Origin of the sequence: Desulfonatronum thiosulfatophilum (assembly GCF_900104215.1) — a bacterium.
Lineage (GTDB): Bacteria > Desulfobacterota > Desulfovibrionia > Desulfovibrionales > Desulfonatronaceae > Desulfonatronum > Desulfonatronum thiosulfatophilum.
The window spans coordinates 1-21,996 of record NZ_FMXO01000012.1 but is presented as its reverse complement, the minus strand read 5'-3'; the positions used below and the strand labels follow the sequence as shown (position 1 = coordinate 21,996).

Here is a 21,996-nt window from a genome sequence, read left to right as displayed (position 1 = left end):
ACGAAAAAAAAAAGTTATTTCCAGACACGGCTCTTGATAAAAAAAATATATTATTTTGTATTGTTACTCATAAAGGGCCTGCGGAGGCTACTCCAGAAGCCGCTGCAGATTTCGTTGTCGTTCCGGCGAAAATCCGCCCGGAACGCAGGGCCACAGGGAAGGATTATGAAAGAGAGGTTCAGAGGCCAGAGGATGGTCGGAAGCCGCGCAGGCCTGTTGGAATAATTGCGTTCCGGGAATGGGCGAATAGTGGGCCAAATGGGGTTGCAGGCCAAAGGAGCGGACAAAACGGACGCTTGCTACCACATCATCAAACTCCTGCCCCGGCAGACCGGACAAAATGTAGACCCCGATCCGCTCAGATTGAAACCCAGCGGAGAACAGGGCACGAACTCCCCGCTCCCAGTGTTCGGCATCGAGTTTCTGATCATTACGATGGGCAAAGGATGATGTTTCCAGTCCCAGCCGGATGGTGACAAATCTTGCTTTGCGCATCATGGTGCAAAGTGATTGGTTCAGATACCGGATGTGCACGGCATTGGGGGTGTGCAGGCGCACTGGGCTTTTGAGCCTTGCCGTCATCTCCAGCCAGGGAACCAGCCAGGATTGGGCATCCACAAGCAGGGCATCGTCCTGAAAGGCAAAATCCCGGACTCCTCTTTGAAAATCCTGCTCCAGGGCCGAGAACAGGCTTTCCGGCGACCTGCGCCGGAAACCGGAAAAGAGCTGCCCGGATGCGCAATAGGAACAGCGAAACGGGCATCCCCGGGAACCGAGCAGTACGGAAAAATCCGGCCGGTCATACAAATCCAGGGCCAGGTGCAGTCCGGCGTCGGGGGGAATTGGCGGAGCACTCATCCCCCAGAGCCGCCAGAACCGCCCCCAGCTTCGGGGTTCTTCAAACGGCCCCTGAAGAACAAGATCAACTTCCTCACTCTTAGCATGTTCCGGGCACAGAGTCGCATAGACGCCGCCCAGGACAATGGGAACCTTTGGCCAGATCCGGCGCAGCAAATGGACCATGGCCGTGACGCCGGGATACCAATAGGTCATCGCCGTGGTAATGAGGATTCCATCTGGTCGCCTTGATCGCGCAAGCAGCGACTGAACGGTTTCCACAGGCAGACCATACCGACCCCAGTTGCGGGGAATGTTCCGGAGTACGGCGGGTTTTGGGAATTGAACTTTCGGGTAGCGGCCCGTTCCATACCGGCTGGTTCTGGGCCAGGATACATCAGATCCTCCAGGCTCCATGCAGTCCAGCAAAGCAACTTTGGCGCCGGAAGAGCGAAGCATTTCCAGGCAAGCCAGCAGACCGGTGGGACGTGACCAGAGATTGTAAGCGGCGAAGTCGTATATCCAGGAATTAATTCCCAGGAAGTACGGTTGGTTGGAAGTGTTTTCGAATGAAGGAAGAGAGAGGTTCAGGGGGCGTCAAGCTCCAGATAGCGACCCATGCCGATCCTGGTCACTACGGCCGGGATTTTTTCCTGTTTCTGAAATTGTTCGGCACGGCGCTGAACACGTTCCTTCTCCACTGACGAATCTATGAAAACAATAAACCACGTAGAGCCCCGATGCAGAATTTCCGCCATGTCGGACGGATAGCCTTTGTCGGCATAACGCTTCCGCAAAACGTCGGCATTGCCCTGATCCTTGAATGCCCCAATCTGGACAATAAAGATGGCGGATTGATCAACATCTTGAATTTCTTGTGCCTCAACATCCGCATCGCCGCTTACAGGCTCCGGGGCGGGCGGCTCCACTAATTGCGGTAAAGAAGGAACTTCTGAATCGCGGGTGGGACGCACGACAATTGCCGATATTGAGGTGGCATCGTTACCGGCCTCTCCTCCTCCCCGATCCAGCGAGTTGAGATACTCTAGGGCAATGTCCGCTTCCGGACTATTCGGGGGAGCGGCAGCCTGAACCCGCTCCAGCCAGAGCCGAGCATCCCTGCTCTTGCCGACAAGGAGGAGATATTCGGCCAGGGTGAGCATCATGCGGGTATTGTTCAGATCCGCTGCCACGCCGCGTTCCAGAAGTTCAATCGCTTTGTCGAGATCTCCCTGCCCTGCTGCAAGTTCTGCTGCCAGAAGGTATGCCTGTCCGAGCCGCCAGTTCAGTTCCAAGGCCAGATCGATGTACTGCCTAGCCTTGGCAGAATCGCCTTGCTCCATATGCAACATGGCCAAGTTCAAAGCGGCAATTTCAGGAGTACGGTAGGTGGGTACGCCCAGGGCGCTGGTGAATGCCGCTTCGGCGGATTTGTAGTTGTCGTCAGCGAGATATGCCAGGCCCAGGTTGTTCCATGCTTCGGCGTAGGCGGGATCAAGAGCGACGGCCTTCTGAAATGCCGCGGCCGCATCACCCCAGTGGCCGAGAGAGAAATGAGTGAAGCCCAAGACGAAGTGAAAGCGCGGCAAGGCAGCGGCAGTGCCTTGAATTCGCGACAATTCCTGCAGACTCAGTCTCGGCTCATTCCCTCGCAGATAGGCTTCGGCCAGGTCCAGTCGGATTTGTACTTCTCGTGGGCTGAGGCGTTCAATGTCCTTGCCTCCTCCCGGACCGCTCCCAGCGCAACCGAGCAGTTGCAGGCAAAAAAAGAACACCATGATGACGGCAAAAAAGGAGTATCGCGACGTAGTTCGCGTAACTCCAGGAGAAGAAGTTGCCTGGGCGGCGCAATTTTTCGCCAGACGCTCGTCACGAAGATATAAGCCTCGCCGAGCCTCGCCGAGGCATCCCCCGGAAGGAGCCTTGAGGCGAAAGCACCGGCCAAGCCGGTGCTCCGCAAGATGACGTGCAAACTTTTGTATAGCCGACCTCAGATGACCTTGTTCAGAGAGTATTCGATAATGCCTTCGGCGCCCATGCCGACCAGGTCCGGAATCAAGTCTCGGACCACGCTCTCCTCGACCACGATTTCCACGGAAAGCCAGTCGCTGTTCAAGAGATGGGCCACGGTCGGGGATGTCAGGCTGGGCAGAACGGCCATGATATGCTCCACCTTGCTCTGGGGAACGTTCATTTTCAGCCCGACCAGTTTTTCGGCCCTGAGCGCTCCCTTGAGCAGCATGTCGATCTGTTCGATCTTGGCTCTCTTGACTGGGTTGGCCCAGGCCGTCTTGTTCGCGATCAGCTGGGTGTTGGTCTGCATCATCTCGGCGATGATGCGCAGGCCATGGGCCTTGATGGTCGAGCCGGTCTCGGTAACTTCGACAATGGCGTCGGCCAAGCCTTCGACGACCTTGGCCTCGGTGGCTCCCCAGGAAAATTCAACCTCCACCGGAATGCCCGCGTTCTGAAAATAACGCTTGGTGAAGTTCACCAATTCCGTGGAAATTTTTTTTCCGGCCAAGTCTTCCGGACGGCGGTAAGGCGAGTCGCCGGCCACGGCCAGGATCCAGCGCGCCGGACGAGAGCTGACTTTCGAATAAACCAGGTCCGAAACCACATGCACGTCGGATTCGTATTCCATGACCCAGTCCTTGCCGGTCAATCCGGCGTCCAGCGTGCCGGCTTCCACATAGCGGGCCATTTCCTGGGCCCGGCAGATGCTGCAATTGATGGCCGGATCATTGATCTCCGGGAAGTAATTGCGGGAATGCAGATGAATTTTCCACCCTGAACGGGCAAAAAGATTGATGGTGGCATCCTGCAGCGACCCCTTGGGAATGCCCAGCTTGAGCTGGTTGTCTGGTGTCGGCATCTATTTATAAACCTCCTTGGGATCGAAAATAATCGGCGCGCAGATTTTCCACTCGCCCTCATCTATGGACCGGAAAAAACATGTCCGGTAACCTTCGTGGCAGGCTGCTCCGCCGATCTGTTCCACAAGCAGCAAAACCGTGTCCGCATCACAGTCCAGACGGATCGAGCGAACCTTCTGCACATGGCCGGACGTACCACCCTTGTGCCATAATTTTTTCCGGGATCGGCTGTAGAAATGGGCCTCCCCCGTCGCCAGGGTCTGCTCCCAGGCCTCCTCGTTCATATAGGCCAGCATCAACACTTCCAGGCTTGCGACGTCCTGGACCACGACGGGTACCAACCCGCCGCACTTCTCAAAATCAGGTTTCACTCGATGGCTCCATTTGGAAAAATTGACGCATCTTCGATGCGCCGCATGGTTGAAAAGCATGTCGCCTGGGAGATCACTCGTGTACGGGCGGCCGCATCACTAATCGGCATCGATGCTCGCGCATTCTGCCCGCAGCTGTCCACAGGCGGCAGAAATATCTTGCCCTTTGCTTTTACGCAAGGTTGCCGGCAGCCCCTTGGCTTTGAGAAAATTCTCGAAATCAAGCACCCGGTTCAGATCCGGCGCCTTGTAGGGCAAGCCCGGTCCGGGATGAAAGGCGATCAGATTGATCTTTGCCTTGACCTTGTTCAGCAGACGGACCAGATCGCGGGCGTGGTTCAGACTGTCGTTCACTCCCCCCAGCAGCACGTACTCAATGGTGATCTTCTGCCGTGGCTGCAGGGGATAGTCGGATAGCTCGGAAATCAGGTCATCCAGAAGAAAACGGGCGGCCTTGGGCATGATTTGGGACCGCAGCTCCTGGGACGGGGCGTGCAGGGACACCGCCAGGGAGGCCAGCCCCCAGGAGCCGAGTTCGCTGAGACCGCCCGGAAGGCCGACAGTGGACACGGTGATCCGGCGCTTGGAGAAATCCAGACCAAGCGGATGATGCAACGACTCCAGGGCGCGGCGCAAATTTACACGGTTCAGCAAGGGCTCGCCCATGCCCATGAACACGAGATTACGCAGCGACAGATGCGTGTCCAGGCCGGCCACATGTTCCTGGGCCACGAGAACTTGGCCCAGAATCTCGCCCATGGTCAAGTTGCGGAGCAAGCCCATCCGTCCCGTGGCGCAGAACGTACAGCCCAGACTGCATCCCACCTGGGAGGAGAGGCAAAGCGTGTAATGGGTCTTTTCCGGAATGAGGACGCTTTCAATGCGCTGACCGTCCCGCAAAGCCAACAGGAACTTCGTCGTGCCGTCCCGACTGCGTTGAACCTGATCAACCTCCGGCCAAACAATAACCGCGGCTTCGGCCAGACGCGAACGCAATTCTTTGGAAACGTTGGACATCAAGGCGAAATCGCGCACCCGCTTCTGCCACAGCCACTGCCAGATCTGCTGCGCCCGGAAGGGAGCTTCTCCCAGCTCCGCAATGAACTCTTCCAGTTCAGGGAGGGTATATTCGAGAAGATCAGGCTTCAAAAGAACTTGGGACCTGGCTGGCAGCAATCGCCATCATTGCAGTTTTTCCTTCAACCGGTAGTTGCGGACAAATTCCACGGCTTCCGGCACCGACGTCACGTCCCCGGCGATCTGGGCCTGAAGCAGGGCTTCGCGGATCAGGCCGACTGCCGGACCGGGATTGATCTCGGCGAAGTCCATGATTTCATGACCATTGAGCAGGGGCTCCAGGGCTTCTTCCGGTATTGCCGCCCGCTCCAGCATCTTCATGTTATGGTTGAATTCCTTGTATGCGCCATTACGGGCCTTGATGTCCGCTCTGGCGATTTCAATCAGACGCGGATAGTCGTGCAGCGCGGTGAACCGGCGAATACCCCGGTCCGTGAGCATGAAATGGAAGCGCATGTGCTGGCGCACCAGATGGCAGACCTTGTCGATTTCCTCGGGAGAAAACCGCAACCGTCCGAGAATCTTCCGGGTCACCTTGGCGCCCACCCGGTGATGCTGGTAAAAAGTCCACTGGTTGCCCACATATTCCGCGGTAAACAGCTTGCCCACATCATGGAACAGACAGGCCAGGGTCCCGTACCAGTCATAGGGCAATTCCTCGGGATAACGGCGCATCAACTCCAGGGTGTGGTCCAGGACGATTTCCTCGCCTTCATCCGGATTCTTGATCTGTTTGACCCGGCTTAAGGCGGCGATTTCAGGGATGAGACCGTCCAGGATGGTGCTTTCATGGAGCAGCTTCACGAAATGCCACATGTTTTCCGCTTCCACCTTGCGCCACTCGTCCATGATGTCCGAAACCGAAACGTAGTCCAGGACACGCCGGGCCGCCCGCACAATGGCCATCCAGGAATTGGGCTCCACGGGCAGCTGAAAATTGGCCGCGAACCGCAACGCCCGCACGCCGCGCAGATAGTTCTGCTTCAGGGTTTCATCCGGAATGCCCTGAAAACGGATCTCGCCGCCGCCGACATCCGCGAAGCCGTCATACAGTTCCTTGGCTTTCGGCATGTACGGGCAGGCCAACTGCAGCGGCAGGCCGCCTTCGGTCTTTTCCAGGGCCTTGATCATGCCTGGAGTGAACTTGGCCACTCCCTCCTCGGGATGCGAGCCGTCCTCGGAATCCGCGGGATAAACCCGAATCAGGATGTCGCCTTCCTTCAGCGTACCGGTATACTCCGCCGTGGTAGCCGGTTCGAAAAGAGGGAATATCTTGCTCAGATCCTCGAAATCAGCTTCGGAGCAGATATCGACTTCACGTTCACCGTTTCCTGCCAGGATTTTTTCCTGCAACCGGGCATTGATCACGTAAGCGTCAAACCCGTTGCGCATGATGGCCTTGCAGATGCTCACGGCATCTTTCAGCGGTTGGGACATGAATACTCCTGTTATTATTCGAAAGCGTCTTGAAAGAGAATTTTTCCGGAGATGCAGTGCGCGCGGACCCGTCCAGGCAAAACCTGGCCCAGGCAAGGAGTGTTCTTGCCCCGGGAAAACAGGGTCTGGGGGCTCACGGTCCATTCCTGATCCGGATTGAACAGAATAAAATCCGCGGGGTCTCCGGAAGAAAAGCGGTTCACGGGCAACGAGAAAATTTCCGCGGGACGCTGGGACCAGAGCCGGCACAAGTCCTGAACCGAAAGCACTCTTTCGCGGACCAGGGTCCAACACAGGGACAGCGCAGTATCCAGGCCGCTGATGCCGTTGGGCGCCTCGTCCAGAGGGGTTTCCTTTTCATGGTCGGCATGGGGGGCATGATCCGTGACCAGGATGTCGATCACTCCTTCCCGCACGGCCTGACGCATGGCCTGGACGTCGTCGCTGGTGCGCAACGGCGGGTTGACCTTGGCCAGGGTGTTGTACCCCTGCATCATTTCCTCGGTCCAGAGCAGATAATGCGGGCAGGTCTCCGCGGTCACCCGGACGCCCCGGCTCTTGGCCCAGGCGATCAGCTCCACGGACTGGCGGCAGCTGATGTGCGCCAGGTGAATCGGAAGATCCAGGTATTCCGCCAGCAGGATATCCCTGGCCACCTGCAGGCTTTCCGCGACCACGGGCTGGCCCTTGAGTCCGAGCAAGCCGCTGACCCGGCCTTCGTTCATGGAGGCGCCCTCGGCCAGCGCCGGGTCCTCGCAATGATCGATTACCACCAAGCCCAGATCGGAAGCATATTCGACGGCCCGTCGAAAAATGTCCGGATTGGCCACGGGCATGCCGTCATTGGAAAACGCCGCGCAGCCCGCTTCAGCCAGTTCGGCCAGAGGAGCCAATTCCTGCCCCGCAAGCGACTTGGTCAAGGCGCCTACAGGGTGCAGTCGAGGTCCGTGCGGGTGCGTCTGGATGGCCTTGTTGCGCATGAAGTCGGTCACCGCGGCCGTGTCGTTGACCGGGCTGGTATTGGCCATGGCCAGTACGGCACTGAATCCTCCCCGGACCGCGGCCTCCAGACCGGAGGCGATGTCTTCCTTGTACTCGAAGCCCGGTTCACGCAGATGGACATGCGCATCGATCAGCCCCGGCAGCAGCAGCCCCCCGCCCCCGTCCAGCTCCGCACCGTCGGAGGACGGCTCGTCGGGCAAGGCCAACCGCTGCACCTTGCCCTCACCAACCCAGAGGCTGACCAGTTCATCCCGAAAAAGAACATTGCGTACGACAAGATCCGGACCGGGCATGCTAGGCCTCCTGAAACCGATGGTTTTGGGGTTGTTGCTCGTCCCTCGAAGATTGATCCTTGCGGGTCAGAAAAAGGAACAGCAGGGCCATGCGCGTGGCAACGCCGGCTGAGACCTGATCAAGAATCAGGCTGTTCTCGGCATCCGCAAGGGCGGCTTCGATTTCAAGACCTCGATTCATGGGACCGGGATGCATGACCAGAACTCCGGGATTGGCCTGTTTCAGGTGCCGCGCCCCCAGGCCGAAGGTTCGGGCATATTCGCGCAGATCCGGCAACAGGCCGGCCTTTTGCCGCTCCAACTGCAGGCGTAGGCAGATCACGGCGTCCACGCCTCGGCAGGCCGTGGACAGATCCGAAAAAATTTCCACGGGCCACTCCCGCACGGCAGCCGGCAACAGGGTTCGCGGAGCGCAAATCCGGACATGGGCGCCCAGAGCGTTGAGCAGCAGCACGTCGGAGCGGGCCACCCGACTGTGCGCGATGTCGCCAACAATGAGCACGGTTTTACCGGCCATGTCGTCCCCCCAGACCCCGCTTAAAGCAAATCCGTCCAGAAGGGCCTGGGTGGGATGCGCATGCCAGCCGTCCCCTGCGTTGATCACCGAACAGGAAAGGCGCTTGGCCAGAAATTCGGAAGCTCCGCTTTGATGGTGGCGCAGCACCAGCGCATCCGGGTGCATGGCCTCCAGCGTCAGAGCGGAGTCCTTGAGGTTCTCCCCCTTTTTCAAACTGCTGGAGGACGCCGCCAGGGAATAGGTATCCGCGGAAAGTCGTTTTCCGGCGATGTCGAAGGATGTCTTGGTTCGCGTACTGGGTTCGACAAAAAAAAGGATCACGCTCTTGCCTTTCAGCGTCGGCACTTTTTTTATCGGTCGAGAATTGACCTCGGCAAACCGGCGCGCCATCTCGAAAACATGCAGAATTTCCGCCTTGGTCAATTGTGATATGCAGAGCAGATCCTTGTGGGGCCAAAGCATAGAGATACCGTATGATGAAACTGTTGATGGTTCGGAAGTTTAAATCTTAAAAAAGACGACATGGAGCGCCGGAGCATTCGTCAAGGTGCGAGTCAGTCTTAGCCGAAAACGCTGCCATATTCCAGTAATTTTTATTCAGCCGTATCCATTCAGCAAATCCGCAGCAGAGACGGGCTCCTGCCCCCGCTTGTCGGGGAACAATTGCCCGATTGCCTTTTTCATGCCGGCCAAGATGTTGTCATTCCCTTTTTTCAGGCGTATTTAAGAAGGCTCAATCTTGACCCTATGTTGACAGAGTCAGGTTCACAGGCGTTGACTCTCTCGTTCTTATGCCGCTCCTCCTCTCCAACCCAGCCAGGTTACAGCACATGTATCATTTTCTCGACCAGCTCTTTGAAAAAAGCAACATCCCCACGAACACCGCACCGGAAGAGACGCTTTTTCACAGCAAGTATCACTTCTTCAAGCAGCTCCTCAGCCACAACAACAAGGCGCTGCAGTTGATCAACAACCTGGAAAATCTGCTTTTCGTTCCTCAGCCGTTTACCTTTGACGAGGTGCTCTGCCAGTGCGAGGAACTGGTGGGCGTGGTATATGAACTGGCCGAAGACCTCAATGCCCTCTCCCAGGGCAAATACCCCGGCCTTTTCAGCTCCTCGGAAAAAATCGGCATCCAGGTATTGCGAGGGTTGTCCCGGCAGCGCAAGCTGGAGCGATCCTGTCTTGTACTGCCTCTGGTCGGCTTAAGCCATGAGAATCAGGCCCGGGTCGGAGGCAAGGCCGCCAATTTGGGCGAAGTTTCCAACCGGGCCGGGCTGCCGACCCCCCAGGGGTTCGTCGTCACGGCCTATGCCTGTCATCATTTCCTGCGTTCATCAAATCTCTACGACGCCATCCGCGGCGAACTCAAGGGAGTGGACATCCAGGACACCGATCATCTGGAAGCCGCCTGCCGCGAAATCCAGAAGATGATCCTGAATGCTTCTCTGCCCGAGGATCTGGAATCGCGCATCTACTACGAAGCCAGGGAAATGGCCTCCGAGCTGGGACCGGAAACCCGTATGGCTGTTCGCAGCAGCGCCACGGGGGAAGACTCGGAATCTTCCTTTGCCGGGCAGCATTCCACCGTGTTGAACGTGACCGCCGATACCATCCTCGACGCATACAAGGAAGTCGTGGCCAGCATGTACACCCCCAGGGCTGTTTTCTACCGTCGCAGCGTGGGGTATCGAGACCAGGACATGCAGATGTGCGTGCTCTGCCTGAATATGGTCGACGCCCGTGCCAGCGGAGTCATGTATACCCAGGATCCCAACAAGCCCGGCGAGCGCAAGCTGATCATCAGTGCGGCATGGGGCCTTGGAGTGAGCGTTGTGGACGGTTCCATGCCCACGGATATGTGGCAGGTGACGTCATCCGGGAACATCGAAACCGTCACCGTGCACAAGACCAAACGCATTGTGATGAACCCTGCCGGAGGACTCCATGAGGTTCCTGTCGATCCCCACCTCCAGGACCAGCCCTGCCTGGGCGAGGATGATGTCGCAAAGCTCGCGGAATACGGCATCCATCTGGAAAACCACTACAAGCTTCCCTTGGACATCGAATGGGCCATGGATCAGGCAGGGAAGATCTTCATTCTCCAGGCCCGCCCCCTGAATCTGCTCATGTCCGAGGAAGAACATCCTTCTCCCGATTCCGGGGAAGAAGGCTATGCAGGCCATGAGTTGGTCTTGCAGGGCGGTTCCACCGCTTCCACCGGAACGGCAAGCGGTCCGGCCTTCGTTCTGAAGACCGAGCACAACCTCTCGGCCGTGCCGCAAGGAGCCATTCTCGTCACCACGCAGACATCTCCGATGTACGTTTCCCTGATGAGCAAGGTCCACGGTATCATCACCGATGTCGGCAGCGTGACTGGACATATGGCCTCCGTGGCGAGGGAATTCGGCATACCGACTCTGGTGGGCACGGAAAACGCCACCAGCGTAATTCCCCACGGCGAAGAGATCACTTTGGACGCTTCCCGCAGGGCTGTCTATTCGGGAAGGGTCATGGCCTTGATCCGGACCAAGCCGCAGATCAACCTGATGAAGGGCAGTCCACTTTTTCGACTTGTCAAGGAGACGTTACAGAACGTCGTCCCGCTGAATCTGATCGACCCCAAGCAGGCCGACTTCACCCCGGAAGGCTGTCTTACCCTGCATGACGTCGTCCGGTTCGCCCATGAAAAAGCAATGTCCGAGATGTTTTGCATCTGCGAGGACATTCAGGAAGATACATGCCTGGCAGTCAAGCTGCATACGACATTGCCGCTGAACACCTACATCCTGGATCTGGGAGGCGGTTTCAACCGCCAGCCGGAACAGGGCGTCACGGATCAGGAAGGAATTGCTTCCAAACCGTTTGTCGCCATGCTTAGAGGCATGACGCATCCCGGAGTGCGTTGGGGAAGACGCGTGGAGGTGGAATCAAACGGTTCCGCCGCGATCAGTCACGTAGAGATCAACCATGATCCGGCTAACAAGAGTTCCAGGGGCGGTCCGAACTACGCCATCATTTCCGATGACTACCTGAACTACAGTGCCCGCCTTGGCTACCATTTCGTGACCATCGATGCCTACTGCGGAGAGCAAGTGAACGACAATTATATCGTGTTCCTGTTCAAGGGCGGGGCCGCGGACATCTCCCGCCGAACCCGTCGGGCGCTGATGATCTCCACAATCCTCAAGCGATTGGGACTGCGGGTCGAGCACAAGGGAGACATGGTCCGCGGCGAGATCAAAAAATACGACTGTCCGCGGATGATGGAAAAGCTCGAGTTCATCGGTCGGCTGCTGGGTTCGGTCCGCCTGCTGGACATGGTCCTCACTGACGAAGCCCAGATCCCCTGGTACGTCGAGCAGTTTTTCAAGGGCAATTATACTTTTGAGCAGTAACGGCCGGTGCTCTGTATCTACTCAGCACATTTTGATTGAATGGCATGAAATGGTCCCTTTGGCTTGTCTCGATTTTTCGGCATCACCTGTCTGACTGATTCAGGATTCGTCATCGAACCACTGCCGGGCGTTTGAGCGCCAAATGCTGTTTATTCACGCAATGGTTCGAAGCTACGAAGCCGACGAAGGAGTTGCGAGGTCGAAAAATCGAGACAAGCCGGACCGCTGGGAGTAGTTACGGTAATTTTTATTCCTAACAATCAATGCCCACTAAAGCGCTGCGTGATTGCTGATTTAGTCAGATCGACAACTTCCCCCGAAATTCCTCCCATGACTTCACTCCGAGTTCTTCCAGCAATCCCGGCAGTTGCGCGGCGATGCGGAAGGCCATGTCCGGGCGCAGGAAATTAGCCGTGCCGATCTGCACGGCCCAGGCACCGACCATAATGTATTCCAACACGTCCTCCGCCGAGGAGATCCCGCCCAGCCCGATGATCGGCAGATCCACGGCCCGGCTGACCTGATACACGCAGCGCAGCCCCACCGGCTTGATGGCCGGCCCGGACAGGCCGCCGATGACGTTGGCCAGGCGCGGCTTGCGGGTGCGGATATCCACGGCCATGCCGGAGAGGGTGTTTATCAGAGCCAGGGCGTCGGCCCCGGCGTCGGCTGCAGCCTTGGCGATGGCCGTAATATCCGTGACGTTGGGGGACAGTTTGACGATCACCGGCTTGGCCCCGGCCTTGGCCTTGACGGCTGCGGTGACCAGGGCGGCCTGGCGCGGGTCCTGGCCGAACAGCACGCCACCGGCCTGAACATTGGGACAGGAAATGTTCACTTCCAGTGCCGCGACGCCCTCCTGATCGGCCAGGTATTCGGCCAGGCGGGCAAAATCCTCGGCATCGCAGGCATACAGATTCGCGATGACCGGCACCTCGGACCAGGGCAGCAAAGGCAACTTGTCCTCCACGAACCGATGCACTCCGATATTCTGCAGGCCGATGGCATTGAGCATCCCGCACGGCGTTTCCGCGACCCGCGGCATGGGGTTGCCCGTTCGCGGCTCCCAGGATAACCCCTTGACCACGATTCCGCCCAAAGCCGTCAGGTCGCCATACGGCGCAAACTCCAGCCCGTAACCGAAGGTTCCGGATGCGGTCAGAATCGGATTCTTCAGTTCCATTCCGGCGAATTTGACGTTGAGATTCATGCTTTCACCCGATCAATGACGGCCTGTTCAAGTTTCACGTCTTCTGCCCGGAAAATCGGCCCTTGGGTACAAACCTTCACGGGCAACTCCTGCCCGGCAATATTGGTCACGCAGCCCAGACAGGCCCCAATACCGCAGGCCATGCGGTTCTCCAGGGACAATTGAGCCCGAGCCCGGTATTGCATGGCCATGGTCTGCACCGCGCGCAGAAATGGATGCGGACCACAGGCGAGAATCAAGCCGTTAATGCGGGCATATTCCGCAATTCGGCTCTCCAGGTCCCGCACAAAACATGCGATATCCTCCTCGCATTTTTGTCGGGCGGTCTCCCGGGCAATGCTTTCCGGCAGCAGGTGCAAGGGATATCCCGATACCGACGGGCGGTGCCCGAGCAGCAGGAAAAGCAGATCCGGTTGGGGATGAGACCAGGCATATCCGATAAACGGCGCCAGGCCGATGCCACCTGCCAGGAGCAGGGTGGGGGTATCCGGTTCCACTGAAAATGCATTGCCAAGCGGTCCCCAGACAACGACTTGTTCACCGGGTTCAAGCTTGGTCATGGCCCGCGTGCCCCTCCCGACCACCTGAAAAAAAATGCGCAATATGCCGTTTCCGGCCATGCATATGGAAAACGGTCTGGCCCAGAGCGGCTCAAAAGACCAGGAAACAGGCCGGATCATCACGAACTGCCCGGGCTGCCACCCTTTCCCTTCACAAAAAGAAGCGGGCAATTGCAGATCCAGCAGCCAGAGGGAATTTTCCAGATCATGTGCGGAGTCGGTCCGGGTCAGATCAACCACAGTGGTTTCGATGCAGCCAGACGTTGGCGGAATCGCTGTGTCGGCTTGTTCAGCAAGGATGAAATCAGACATGGCAAAATTGGGTTATGAATTGTGGATTATGGATTGTATTCATCAAGTTTCAAGCGTGATTCAAAAAGCTGCAGAACCACGTCCGGAATTAAGTGCGCGTCTGAACGAACCATACGAAAAAGGTTCGGAACTGACCAGAGCCGTGCGGCTCATCATTTCATTGGGACACGCGCCTACATGATCAGGGCCGCAGTTGATAAAGGTTGTCCCGGCCCATGAATGCAATTAAAAGTGACAATTTCATGATCAACTCCTGATAGCCTTGACCCGAAACAACTATGCCGTACTTTTTCTGATTGTATAGCATAGCCAAAGCCAAGGGCCACAGCCCATACCAGTCGCCACCGAAATCTCGGTGCAGCATATCCAACATGATTCTTGGGAGATCAATGCATGAATGAAAGCCGAATACATGGCAAGCATGACCACGGATCAGCACCGTTCAGGCCCATCATCGGAGCCATGCACTGCCATGACGTCCTGTTCGCGCACTGGCCGTTCGTCCCCGAGAAACTTCGTCCTCTCATTCCGACGGAGCTGCAACTGGATACCTATGACGGCCAAGCCTGGCTGGGGGTTGTGGCCATGCGCGTCACCGGCATGCGCCCACGTTTTATCCCGTCTTTTCTCGGCCTGAGCTATTCCGGCGTGAATGTACGCACCTATGTCCGACATTCAGGAAAACCAGGAGTCTGGTTCTTCAGCCTGGATATCGACAGCCGGCTGTCCCTTCTGGCGGCAAGAACGTGGTACGGCCTGCCTTATTACAAGGCCCATTTCGAGCACCGGCAAAAGGACCAGGTTCTGCATTTCGATTGCACCCGCACACACCGGGGAGCCCCAGAAGCGAAGCTGCGCTTTGAATATGCCCCTGTCGGCGACGTGTTCCGAAGCGAACCCGACTCGCTGACTCACTGGCTCACGGAGCGGTACCGTCTCTCAACGGTCAGCCCCCAGGGAAAACTCGGTTTCGGCGACATCCATCATGAACCCTGGCCGCTTCAGGAAGCCGAGGCAACGTTCCGGATCAACACCATGGGCAATCAGATCGGCTTGAAGCTCCCTCTGGATGGATCATTGCTGCACTATTCACGAGAACGCGAAATGCTGATCCAATCCATGGATTTCAGCGAACAATCTCAGCTTGACGCGCATGCATCGCAGCAGGCTTGATACGGCGGATGCCGCGCCGCCAATATCTTTGCACACAAGGGATAGTTAATCTCTCCCTGTTCCTCCAGACCAAGAACACTTCCGTTGACTATTGTCGGGCCGCAAAGGCGCGACGCTGTTATATTCGAGAAACTTGCCTTGTGGATGCGTCCCCTGCTGTCGTACGGTCCCCATGATCGTATCGAGGATGCGCATCGGCACAAATCACGGAGAAAAAACCAATGCCCTTTCTTGGTGCGCATATGCCCACTTCAGGCGGTCTGCATCTCGTCTTCGATCGAATCGCTGCTGTCGGAGGTGAGGCATTGCAGCTGTTCACCCGCAACCAGCGGCAATGGGCCGGCACTTCCATCACGGACGCCGAAGCCGAAGCCTTTGCCGCGGGCTGGAAGAGGTGGGGCCGCGAACATATCTTCGCCCATGCGTCCTACCTGATCAATCTGGCGTCTCCTGACGAGACATTATGGCGCAAATCAGCCTCCGCCCTGGCGCGGGAGTTCATCCGTTGCGCCAGGCTGAACATTCCTTGGGTCGTCCTCCATCCCGGGTCACATAAAGGCGCGGGAAGGAACGACGGATGCATTCGTGCGGCAGCATGCCTGGACATGGCTTTTGAAGAAGCCGGAGACCAGGCAGGAGATGTCGGTCTTCTTCTGGAGAATACCTCCGGAACCGGGACCGCGCTCGGTGCGGATCCCGAAGATCTGGCGGAAATGATTTCCGCATCCGAACATGCCCTGCGTCTGGGGATCTGCTGGGATACGTGTCATGGTTTCGCCGCCGGTCATGATCCTCGCCATCAGGATTCCTGGGCCGAGGTCACTTCACGCCTGGACAGGACCGTAGGCCTTTCGCGGCTGCAGCTGCTGCACCTCAATGACAGCAAGACCCCCCTGGGCAGCCGCCGGGACCGTCATGAACATATCGGACTGGGTGAGATCGGATTTGCGGGATTTTCAACCATCCTCAACGATCCGCCGCTGGCGCATCTGCCCATGGTTTTGGAAACGCCCAAGGGTTCGGACCTAGCTGAAGATATCGAAAATTTGAATGTACTGCGAGGGTTGTTGAAGGCCGTTCCGGAGGAGAATTTGTGAAGAGTGCAGGAGCGTAGTTCAGCGTCTCATCTCTTCGGCATCCACCTCGCCGAGAATGCCCAATGGGCGGATGATCTCTTCGATGATCCGCTCCACGGTCCGCTCGTGATGAAAGGGATCAGAGTCACGATGGACATCGACGAGTTTTTGCGCCAGCTCCCTGCCCCTGGCATAGGCAACCGTTCGAACCCGCTCCACTTCGCTCCACTCCCCGGTCCGGGTGAATTCCGGAAAGATGCGAAAGATTTCCATAAACAGCAACTTGGAAAGAGGACGCATCATGGCCAAATACAAGCCAAGGGAAGGTTTGCTGTCCCTGGCGGCCATGAAGGCCAGAAGCCCGTGGGGATGGGTATCGGCCAGGAGATCCTTGACCGCTCGGATGAAAACCTCGGCCAGGGTCTGACAGGTGTTGGCCACCATCTGATGCCAGACATCACCGGGAAAGGCGTCCTCCGCGGCCTCGCCGATCTCATGATGCACCCATATCCGGAGTTCCTCCCGCACCATATGCTGATAAGCGCTCTGGAAATCATTGGGGCGCTGCAAAAGTTCCCGAGAATCCAGGCCATAACCGGCCAATGCGAAATCCAGAGCCGGCCGCACCGAGGGACGCTGCTCCTGGACCACGTCCCAGATCAGTGACTCCATGGCCTGACGCCGAGCAATTATCCGGTCGCCTTGACGCATCACCGGAGTCACAAAGATATCCCGGCACAATTCATGTTCCACGGTGTATATCTTGAGTCCGTTGATCACGGTCTCTTCCACCGGCAGGGCCAGAAAAAAACTGGGCTTCATCCCCAGAACGTAGCCGGCGCCGTAGAGGCAGCCCAGGGCGGCGCATCGGCTGTTCACCTCTTCGACCTCGAAAGGACCGATGCAAGCATTGTCGAATTTGAGCGCCTTGCACTCCTGCCCCTCCAATTCCGCCCACAATTCTTCCCGCTGCTCCACCCACTCCAGGATCAACCCATGCTCAGGCTCTTCCCAGGGAGCCAGTCCGGATTCCCACTTATACAGATCGCGCATGCGCAGAAGCAGCCCGCACAGGGAAAAAGATCCGCTGAAATTGGCATCCGAAATATGACAATTGCTTTGCACTTGCGACTGCAAAAACTGGAGATCAGGATTCACGTATATTCCTCCAACCGAAAACCCAGTCGGTGTTCCATGTAATGGCACATGACCTGTTGACCATGGGACGTTCGTAATGATCAAAGGGTATGATTCGACATGAGGTATGGCAACCTCATTAGAGGTGCCGGCAGTCTTTACGCCGATCTGAGTGCCTACGATGTAACCGAGCTGACCTCACCCTTCGATCCTGGCCGTTATATCCAATCTATCCATGGGACAGCTGAGGCCGGCTACAGGGTTCTGATCATCGACAGCCTAACGCACATGCTTGGGCCTGGGAAGGCGGCATCCTGGAATTAGTTGACCAAGCGATGCTGGCCGTGAAGAACAATTTGCGGCATGGCGAGAGGCCTCGACCAAACAGAAAGCGCTTGTGGATGCAATGCTGGCAGCGCCGTTGCACATCTCTGCGACCATCTGCTTCAAAAAAACTGCCTGGGAAGTGAAGGACGATTGCACCGGCAAGACCAAGCCGGTCAAGATCGGCCAGCTCCGATTCAAAGAGATGGCCTGGAGTATAAAATTACAGCAGTTCTGGAGCTTTCAGTAGAGGTCACATAGCCACGGCGACCAAGGACTGGTCCGGGCTGTTCGACGGATCGTACTTCACTCCGGAAAAAAGAGACCGGGCAGAAGCTTATCTCCTGGCTGAACGCCGAGCCAGCGAACAACGGTGGTGATCAGCCAGTCGATCTGCAGACGAGGAAAGCCGCCGTTCAGATTCCCGCCCATCCGAAGGTTGGGACATGTTCCGACCACGGCACCACAGTCGTCGATCTGTTTGGTGTCTTGCGGACGCTTGAGCTTGGGGATCAGGTGGAGAAATACGATTGCACCTCATCAAGAAGTATGGCCACAGTTCAAAGGATTTGACGCCCGGAGAGATCAGCGAGCAGTACATCACGCTGAATCGCTGCAATCGCGATGCGAAGATGCTGAAGCAGTTGACCGACTAATTTGCTGCATTGGAGAATTATCGAAAGGCGGCGTAGTGGTTATAAAGGCCGGAGAATCCCTAAACCTATAGGGCTTCTCCGGTTAAGGGCTCAGATTGAATCTTGTGCTTGACCTTGTTACGTGAAATGGGAAAAACAAAAAAATTACCACAAGGTGAACACAGTTCGCACACCTGTAGACGTATATGGTCCACTAAACTCGCAGCCAACTCTTCTTCCCACTGCATAGGAGGCCAGATGGCCCAAAAGCAAGCCCCTGAAGCACCTCCCGCTCAAGCAGGCTTTCCCAACGCCCACGACATCCTGGACCACGCACCAATCGGCATCTTCAAGACAACCCCAGAGGGACGTTTTCTCTATGCCAACCAAGCCTTGGCGGACATGTACGGATATGCCGCTCCGCGGGACCTGATGGCCTCGATCCAGGACATTGGCACTGAATTGTTCGCTGATCCCAGGGACGGTCCTGCTGTCATCGGCCTTTTAGCGACTGATGGAATGGTCAAAGATTACGAATGCGAACAGGTACGCAAGGACGGCTCCGGTTTCTGGGCATCAGGAAGCATTCGAACGGTCCATGCAGAAGACGGGAAAGTTTCGCACTATCAAGGCTTTGTGACTGACATCACCGAACGTAAGCAGAGTGAGATGGCGCTTCGTCTGAGCGAGATACAGTTCCGCAACGCCTTCGAGCACTCCGCCATCGGCATAGCCCTCGTGTCGCCTGAAGGGCAGTGGATCAAGGTCAACCCCCGCATCAGTGCTCTCTTCGGCTACACCGACGACGAGCTAATGCTTAAGACCTTCCAGGACATCACCCACCCGGAGGACCTGGAAACGGATATGGAGTTCGTGCAGCGGATGCTCGCCGGCAAAATCGAAACCTACCAGATGGAGAAGCGGTACTTCCACAAGAACGGCAGCATCGTCTGGGGGCTTCTGGCGGTTTCATTGGTCTGGGATGACCAAGGGGCACCATTGCACTTCATCTCGCAGATTGAGGACATCACCGAAAGGAAACGGGCCGAGGAGGCGCTTCGGGAGCAAGAGATAATCCTGAAGGACATTCTGGAATCAACTCTCTCCGGTTACTGGGACTGGAATCTTCTAAAGAACACCGAATACTTGAGTCCAGCCTTCAAGCGCATGTTCGGTTATGAAGATCATGAACTAGAGAGTTCACCGGAAGCTTGGCAGAAAATCATCTTTCCCGAAGACCTTCCTAGTGTACTTGAGGTTTTTGATAGACACGTCAAAAGCAGGGGCCGGGAACCTTTTTACAACGAAGTCCGCTATAAACATAAGGACGGTTCCACTGCCTGGGTCATCTGTGCAGGGCGGGTCATCGAGTGGACCGCGGACGGATTGCCCGTCCGCATGGTCGGTTGTCATATAGACATCACCGGAAAAAAACTGGCAGAGGATGCCCTGCGAAATAAAACTCAACTGTTGCAGAACATTATTAATACTTCTTCAGATCTTATATCCGTGACAGACATGGAAGGAAATTACAAATTCACCGGCCCTTCCCACAGCATCCTGGGGTATGATCTTGATTCTCTTGTCGGCAAGAATTTCATGGAATACGTCCATCCTAACGACTATCAAAGAGTAGCAACGGCCTTCGTAGAATTTGTGACCAAAAGTGAAGACGGCGTGAAAGTCGAGTACAGATATTGTCAAAATGACGGTGAATATCTTTGGCTTGAGACAATCGGGAAGTTCATTTTTGATGAACAAGGCAATCATAAAGAAATCCTGTTCAGCTCTAGAGACGTTACACAGCGCAAACGGGCCGATGAATCGTTGAAAATTGAAAAAAAAAGACTTATCATGCTCCTGGAGTCATTTCCAGGCTTTATCTATCTTCAATCGTCCGATTATTCCGTAAGATATGCCAACAAGTATTTTATTGACCACTTTGGCGAGATCGAAGGAAAGCCCTGTCATGAAGTGCTGAGGGGTCGAAATGACCCGTGCGAAGAATGCAAAACCTTCAAGGTCTTTGAAACGGACACCCCCCAAGTTTGGGAATGGTCACAAGCACCTGAGGACAAAATTTTCGCCATTTATGACTATCCTTTTATTGACAGCGACGGGGAGAAGCTCGTCCTTGAAATTGGCATTGACATCACTGATCGAAAGCGTGCTGAAGAGGCCCTGCTGGTAGCCAAAGAGCAGGCCGAGGCGGCAAACAAGTCCAAATCTGAATTCCTTGCCAACATGTCCCATGAAATCCGAACTCCTCTCAACGGTATCATGGGCATGATGCAGCTTTTGGATACCACTGCCCTGGACGAGGAGCAACGCCAATATGTCCAGTTGACCACCACATCCGCAGAGCGCCTGACCATGTTGCTGTCCGACATCCTGGACCTGTCTAAGGTTGAGGTCGGAAAGATGGAACTCCTCGAGTCCGAGTTTAGTATGACCGAACTGCAAGACTCAATTCTCGATCTGTTCACCGTGACGGCAAGAAACAAAGGGATGACTCTGGAATGTTCAATAGACCCGGCTATTCCGGAACAGTTAATCGGAGATGAAGCGCGATTGCGGCAAGTGCTGTTCAACATTGTCGGTAATTCCTTGAAATACAGCGACAGCGGAAAGGTCAACGTAAGGATGACTCCGATCCGTTCATGGAAAGACGGGGCCTTCAGGGTTCTTTTTTCCGTGAGTGACACGGGCATCGGCATTCCCGATGACAGAATAAACAACCTTTTTAAGGCGTTTGTTCAAGTCGACGGCTCATATACACGAAAATACCAAGGTGCCGGACTAGGGTTGGCCATTGTCAAACGGCTGGTTGATCTCATGGAGGGGCGGATCTGCATTGAAAGCCTGGAGGGCCAGGGAACCACGATCCACATCGCTCTGTACTTCAAGCTTCCCGTTGGAGTCGATTCGTCCCGGGCAATCGAAGCACTACCTCCGCCTCCAACCTCAAGCTTGCGTATTCTCCTTGTCGAGGATGATCCGTCCAACTCCTTTCCGGCCATGAAACTACTGCAGAAAGCCGGACACAGGGGAACCCTTGCCGAGAACGGTCGTCAGGCTTTGGATCTATTAGCCCAACAGGATTTCGATCTTGTTTTGATGGACATCCAGATGCCGGTAATGAACGGCGTCGAAGCCACCAAGGCCATTCGCTCATCCACTGATCTCGGTCCAAATAAAGATATCCCCATCATTGCCCTGACGGCTTATGCCATGCTTGGCGACAAGGAAAAATTCCTGGAGGCCGGGATGGATGACTACCTGAGCAAACCGGTAAGCATGGAGGATTTGGAGAGGGTGCTGGAGATTAATTTCTCAAAGAAAACCTCTCTGATAATAGCCAAGTAGTCGAGCCTGAAAAATCCGATATTTTCGTTACAGGATCATCATAGTAGGCTGACGGGTTGTGGTGCCAAAAAACAGCCAAAGCGTAAAAAGGGCAAAAAAGTGTTCGAACTTCCGAATCCACTTCCTGAAATTGAATGCCGCGGCAGCCATGAACAGGTTGATCGCGTCGCCGAGAACCCCTTTCAGGTAGTTTCGGGACAAGCGATGATCCTGTTTCAGGTGACCAATTATCGGCTCTATTCCTGCTCTACGGCAAAAACGCTCACGGACGATCCGCCGTTGATAGGGGCTATCGCTTTTCTTCGGACGCCCTGGCCGCAGGATTTTGGTGTCGCCTACATTTTGGTAGCCCCTGTAACCTCGGTCACATATTGCAACCTTTGGACAAGTTTGCG

At 56.0% G+C, this 21,996-nt stretch carries 18 protein-coding genes and 1 pseudogene; 6 read left to right on the top strand and 13 right to left on the bottom strand.

The genetic code is table 11. The features are described 5' to 3' along the window. Positions 1–87 precede the first annotated feature (87 nt). The 8 genes from BLP93_RS10825 to BLP93_RS10790 all read right to left on the bottom strand — a co-directional run bounded on the left by BLP93_RS10825 (position 88) and on the right by BLP93_RS10790 (position 8,872). Positions 88–1,296, bottom strand: a complete 1,209-nt coding sequence (locus tag BLP93_RS10825) for a B12-binding domain-containing radical SAM protein (RefSeq protein ID WP_244148725.1) — start codon at positions 1,294–1,296, stop codon at positions 88–90. Between the two features lie 128 nt (positions 1,297–1,424). Continuing rightward, complete coding sequence (locus tag BLP93_RS10820; RefSeq protein ID WP_092121299.1) at positions 1,425–2,615, bottom strand: SPOR domain-containing protein; 1,191 nt, start codon at positions 2,613–2,615, stop codon at positions 1,425–1,427. A 212-nt stretch (positions 2,616–2,827) separates the two neighbouring features. Continuing rightward, positions 2,828–3,712, bottom strand: coding sequence for an ATP phosphoribosyltransferase (hisG, locus tag BLP93_RS10815; RefSeq protein ID WP_092121297.1), 885 nt, complete (start codon positions 3,710–3,712; stop codon positions 2,828–2,830). Beyond that, positions 3,713–4,084: a phosphoribosyl-AMP cyclohydrolase gene (gene hisI / locus BLP93_RS10810; protein ID WP_244148724.1), complete on the bottom strand. Its 372-nt coding sequence runs from the start codon at positions 4,082–4,084 to the stop codon at positions 3,713–3,715. 99 nt (positions 4,085–4,183) lie between these two features. Next, the gene (gene rlmN / locus BLP93_RS10805; protein ID WP_092121573.1) at positions 4,184–5,233 is read right to left on the bottom strand and encodes a dual-specificity RNA methyltransferase RlmN; all 1,050 of its coding nucleotides are present in this window, start codon (positions 5,231–5,233) and stop codon (positions 4,184–4,186) included. A 33-nt stretch (positions 5,234–5,266) separates the two neighbouring features. Next, entirely contained in the window at positions 5,267–6,598 is a 1,332-nt protein-coding gene (locus tag BLP93_RS10800; RefSeq protein WP_092121293.1) for an HD domain-containing protein, read from the bottom strand. Between the two features lie 14 nt (positions 6,599–6,612). Next, a complete protein-coding gene (locus BLP93_RS10795; RefSeq protein ID WP_092121290.1) occupies positions 6,613–7,893 on the bottom strand; it encodes a dihydroorotase in 1,281 nt (426 codons plus the stop codon). A gap of 1 nt (position 7,894) precedes the next feature. Further along, positions 7,895–8,872 carry an aspartate carbamoyltransferase catalytic subunit gene (locus tag BLP93_RS10790; protein WP_092121288.1) on the bottom strand — a complete coding sequence of 326 codons (978 nt, stop codon included), beginning with the start codon at positions 8,870–8,872 and terminating at the stop codon, positions 7,895–7,897. A gap of 368 nt (positions 8,873–9,240) precedes the next feature. Here BLP93_RS10790 and BLP93_RS10785 point away from each other — a divergent pair, with 368 nt between their 5' ends. Then, complete coding sequence (locus tag BLP93_RS10785) at positions 9,241–11,808, top strand: PEP/pyruvate-binding domain-containing protein (RefSeq protein WP_161946293.1); 2,568 nt, start codon at positions 9,241–9,243, stop codon at positions 11,806–11,808. Positions 11,809–12,106: 298 nt separating this feature from the next. Here the strand turns inward: BLP93_RS10785 and BLP93_RS10780 are convergent, their stop codons facing one another. Beyond that, positions 12,107–13,018, bottom strand: coding sequence for a dihydroorotate dehydrogenase (locus BLP93_RS10780; RefSeq protein ID WP_092121282.1), 912 nt, complete (start codon positions 13,016–13,018; stop codon positions 12,107–12,109). Then, positions 13,015–13,890 carry an iron-sulfur cluster-binding protein gene (locus BLP93_RS10775; protein WP_092121279.1) on the bottom strand — a complete coding sequence of 292 codons (876 nt, stop codon included), beginning with the start codon at positions 13,888–13,890 and terminating at the stop codon, positions 13,015–13,017. Before BLP93_RS10775 ends, BLP93_RS10780 begins: the two co-directional genes overlap by 4 nt. On the opposite strand from BLP93_RS10775, the gene BLP93_RS16685 reads away from it, so the two are divergent. From BLP93_RS16685 to BLP93_RS10760, 3 genes are all read left to right on the top strand, one after another. Beyond that, entirely contained in the window at positions 13,889–14,071 is a 183-nt protein-coding gene (locus tag BLP93_RS16685; protein WP_139162982.1) for a hypothetical protein, read from the top strand. The two genes, BLP93_RS10775 and BLP93_RS16685, sit on opposite strands and share 2 nt — an antisense overlap. A 212-nt stretch (positions 14,072–14,283) precedes the next feature. Then, entirely contained in the window at positions 14,284–15,063 is a 780-nt protein-coding gene (locus BLP93_RS10765) for a YqjF family protein (protein WP_092121273.1), read from the top strand. 221 nt (positions 15,064–15,284) lie between these two features. Next, positions 15,285–16,160: a deoxyribonuclease IV gene (locus BLP93_RS10760; RefSeq protein ID WP_092121270.1), complete on the top strand. Its 876-nt coding sequence runs from the start codon at positions 15,285–15,287 to the stop codon at positions 16,158–16,160. Positions 16,161–16,178: 18 nt separating this feature from the next. Here BLP93_RS10760 and BLP93_RS10755 read toward each other — a convergent pair whose 3' ends face one another. Next, entirely contained in the window at positions 16,179–17,297 is a 1,119-nt protein-coding gene (locus tag BLP93_RS10755) for an Sfum_1244 family protein (protein WP_092121267.1), read from the bottom strand. Between the two features lie 376 nt (positions 17,298–17,673). Between BLP93_RS10755 and BLP93_RS16920 the strand changes: the two genes are divergently transcribed. After that, on the top strand, positions 17,674–17,850 hold the full coding sequence (locus tag BLP93_RS16920) for a hypothetical protein (RefSeq protein ID WP_153304286.1): 177 nt from the start codon (positions 17,674–17,676) through the stop codon (positions 17,848–17,850). A gap of 56 nt (positions 17,851–17,906) precedes the next feature. On the opposite strand, the gene BLP93_RS16915 is transcribed toward BLP93_RS16920, so the two are convergent. After that, positions 17,907–18,059: a hypothetical protein gene (locus BLP93_RS16915; protein WP_153304285.1), complete on the bottom strand. Its 153-nt coding sequence runs from the start codon at positions 18,057–18,059 to the stop codon at positions 17,907–17,909. A 434-nt stretch (positions 18,060–18,493) separates the two neighbouring features. On the opposite strand from BLP93_RS16915, the gene BLP93_RS10745 reads away from it, so the two are divergent. Further along, positions 18,494–21,601: a PAS domain S-box protein gene (locus BLP93_RS10745; protein ID WP_161946292.1), complete on the top strand. Its 3,108-nt coding sequence runs from the start codon at positions 18,494–18,496 to the stop codon at positions 21,599–21,601. Positions 21,602–21,712: 111 nt separating this feature from the next. Here the strand turns inward: BLP93_RS10745 and BLP93_RS17410 are convergent. Beyond that, a pseudogene (locus BLP93_RS17410) lies at positions 21,713–21,996 on the bottom strand (transposase); the annotation flags it as partial.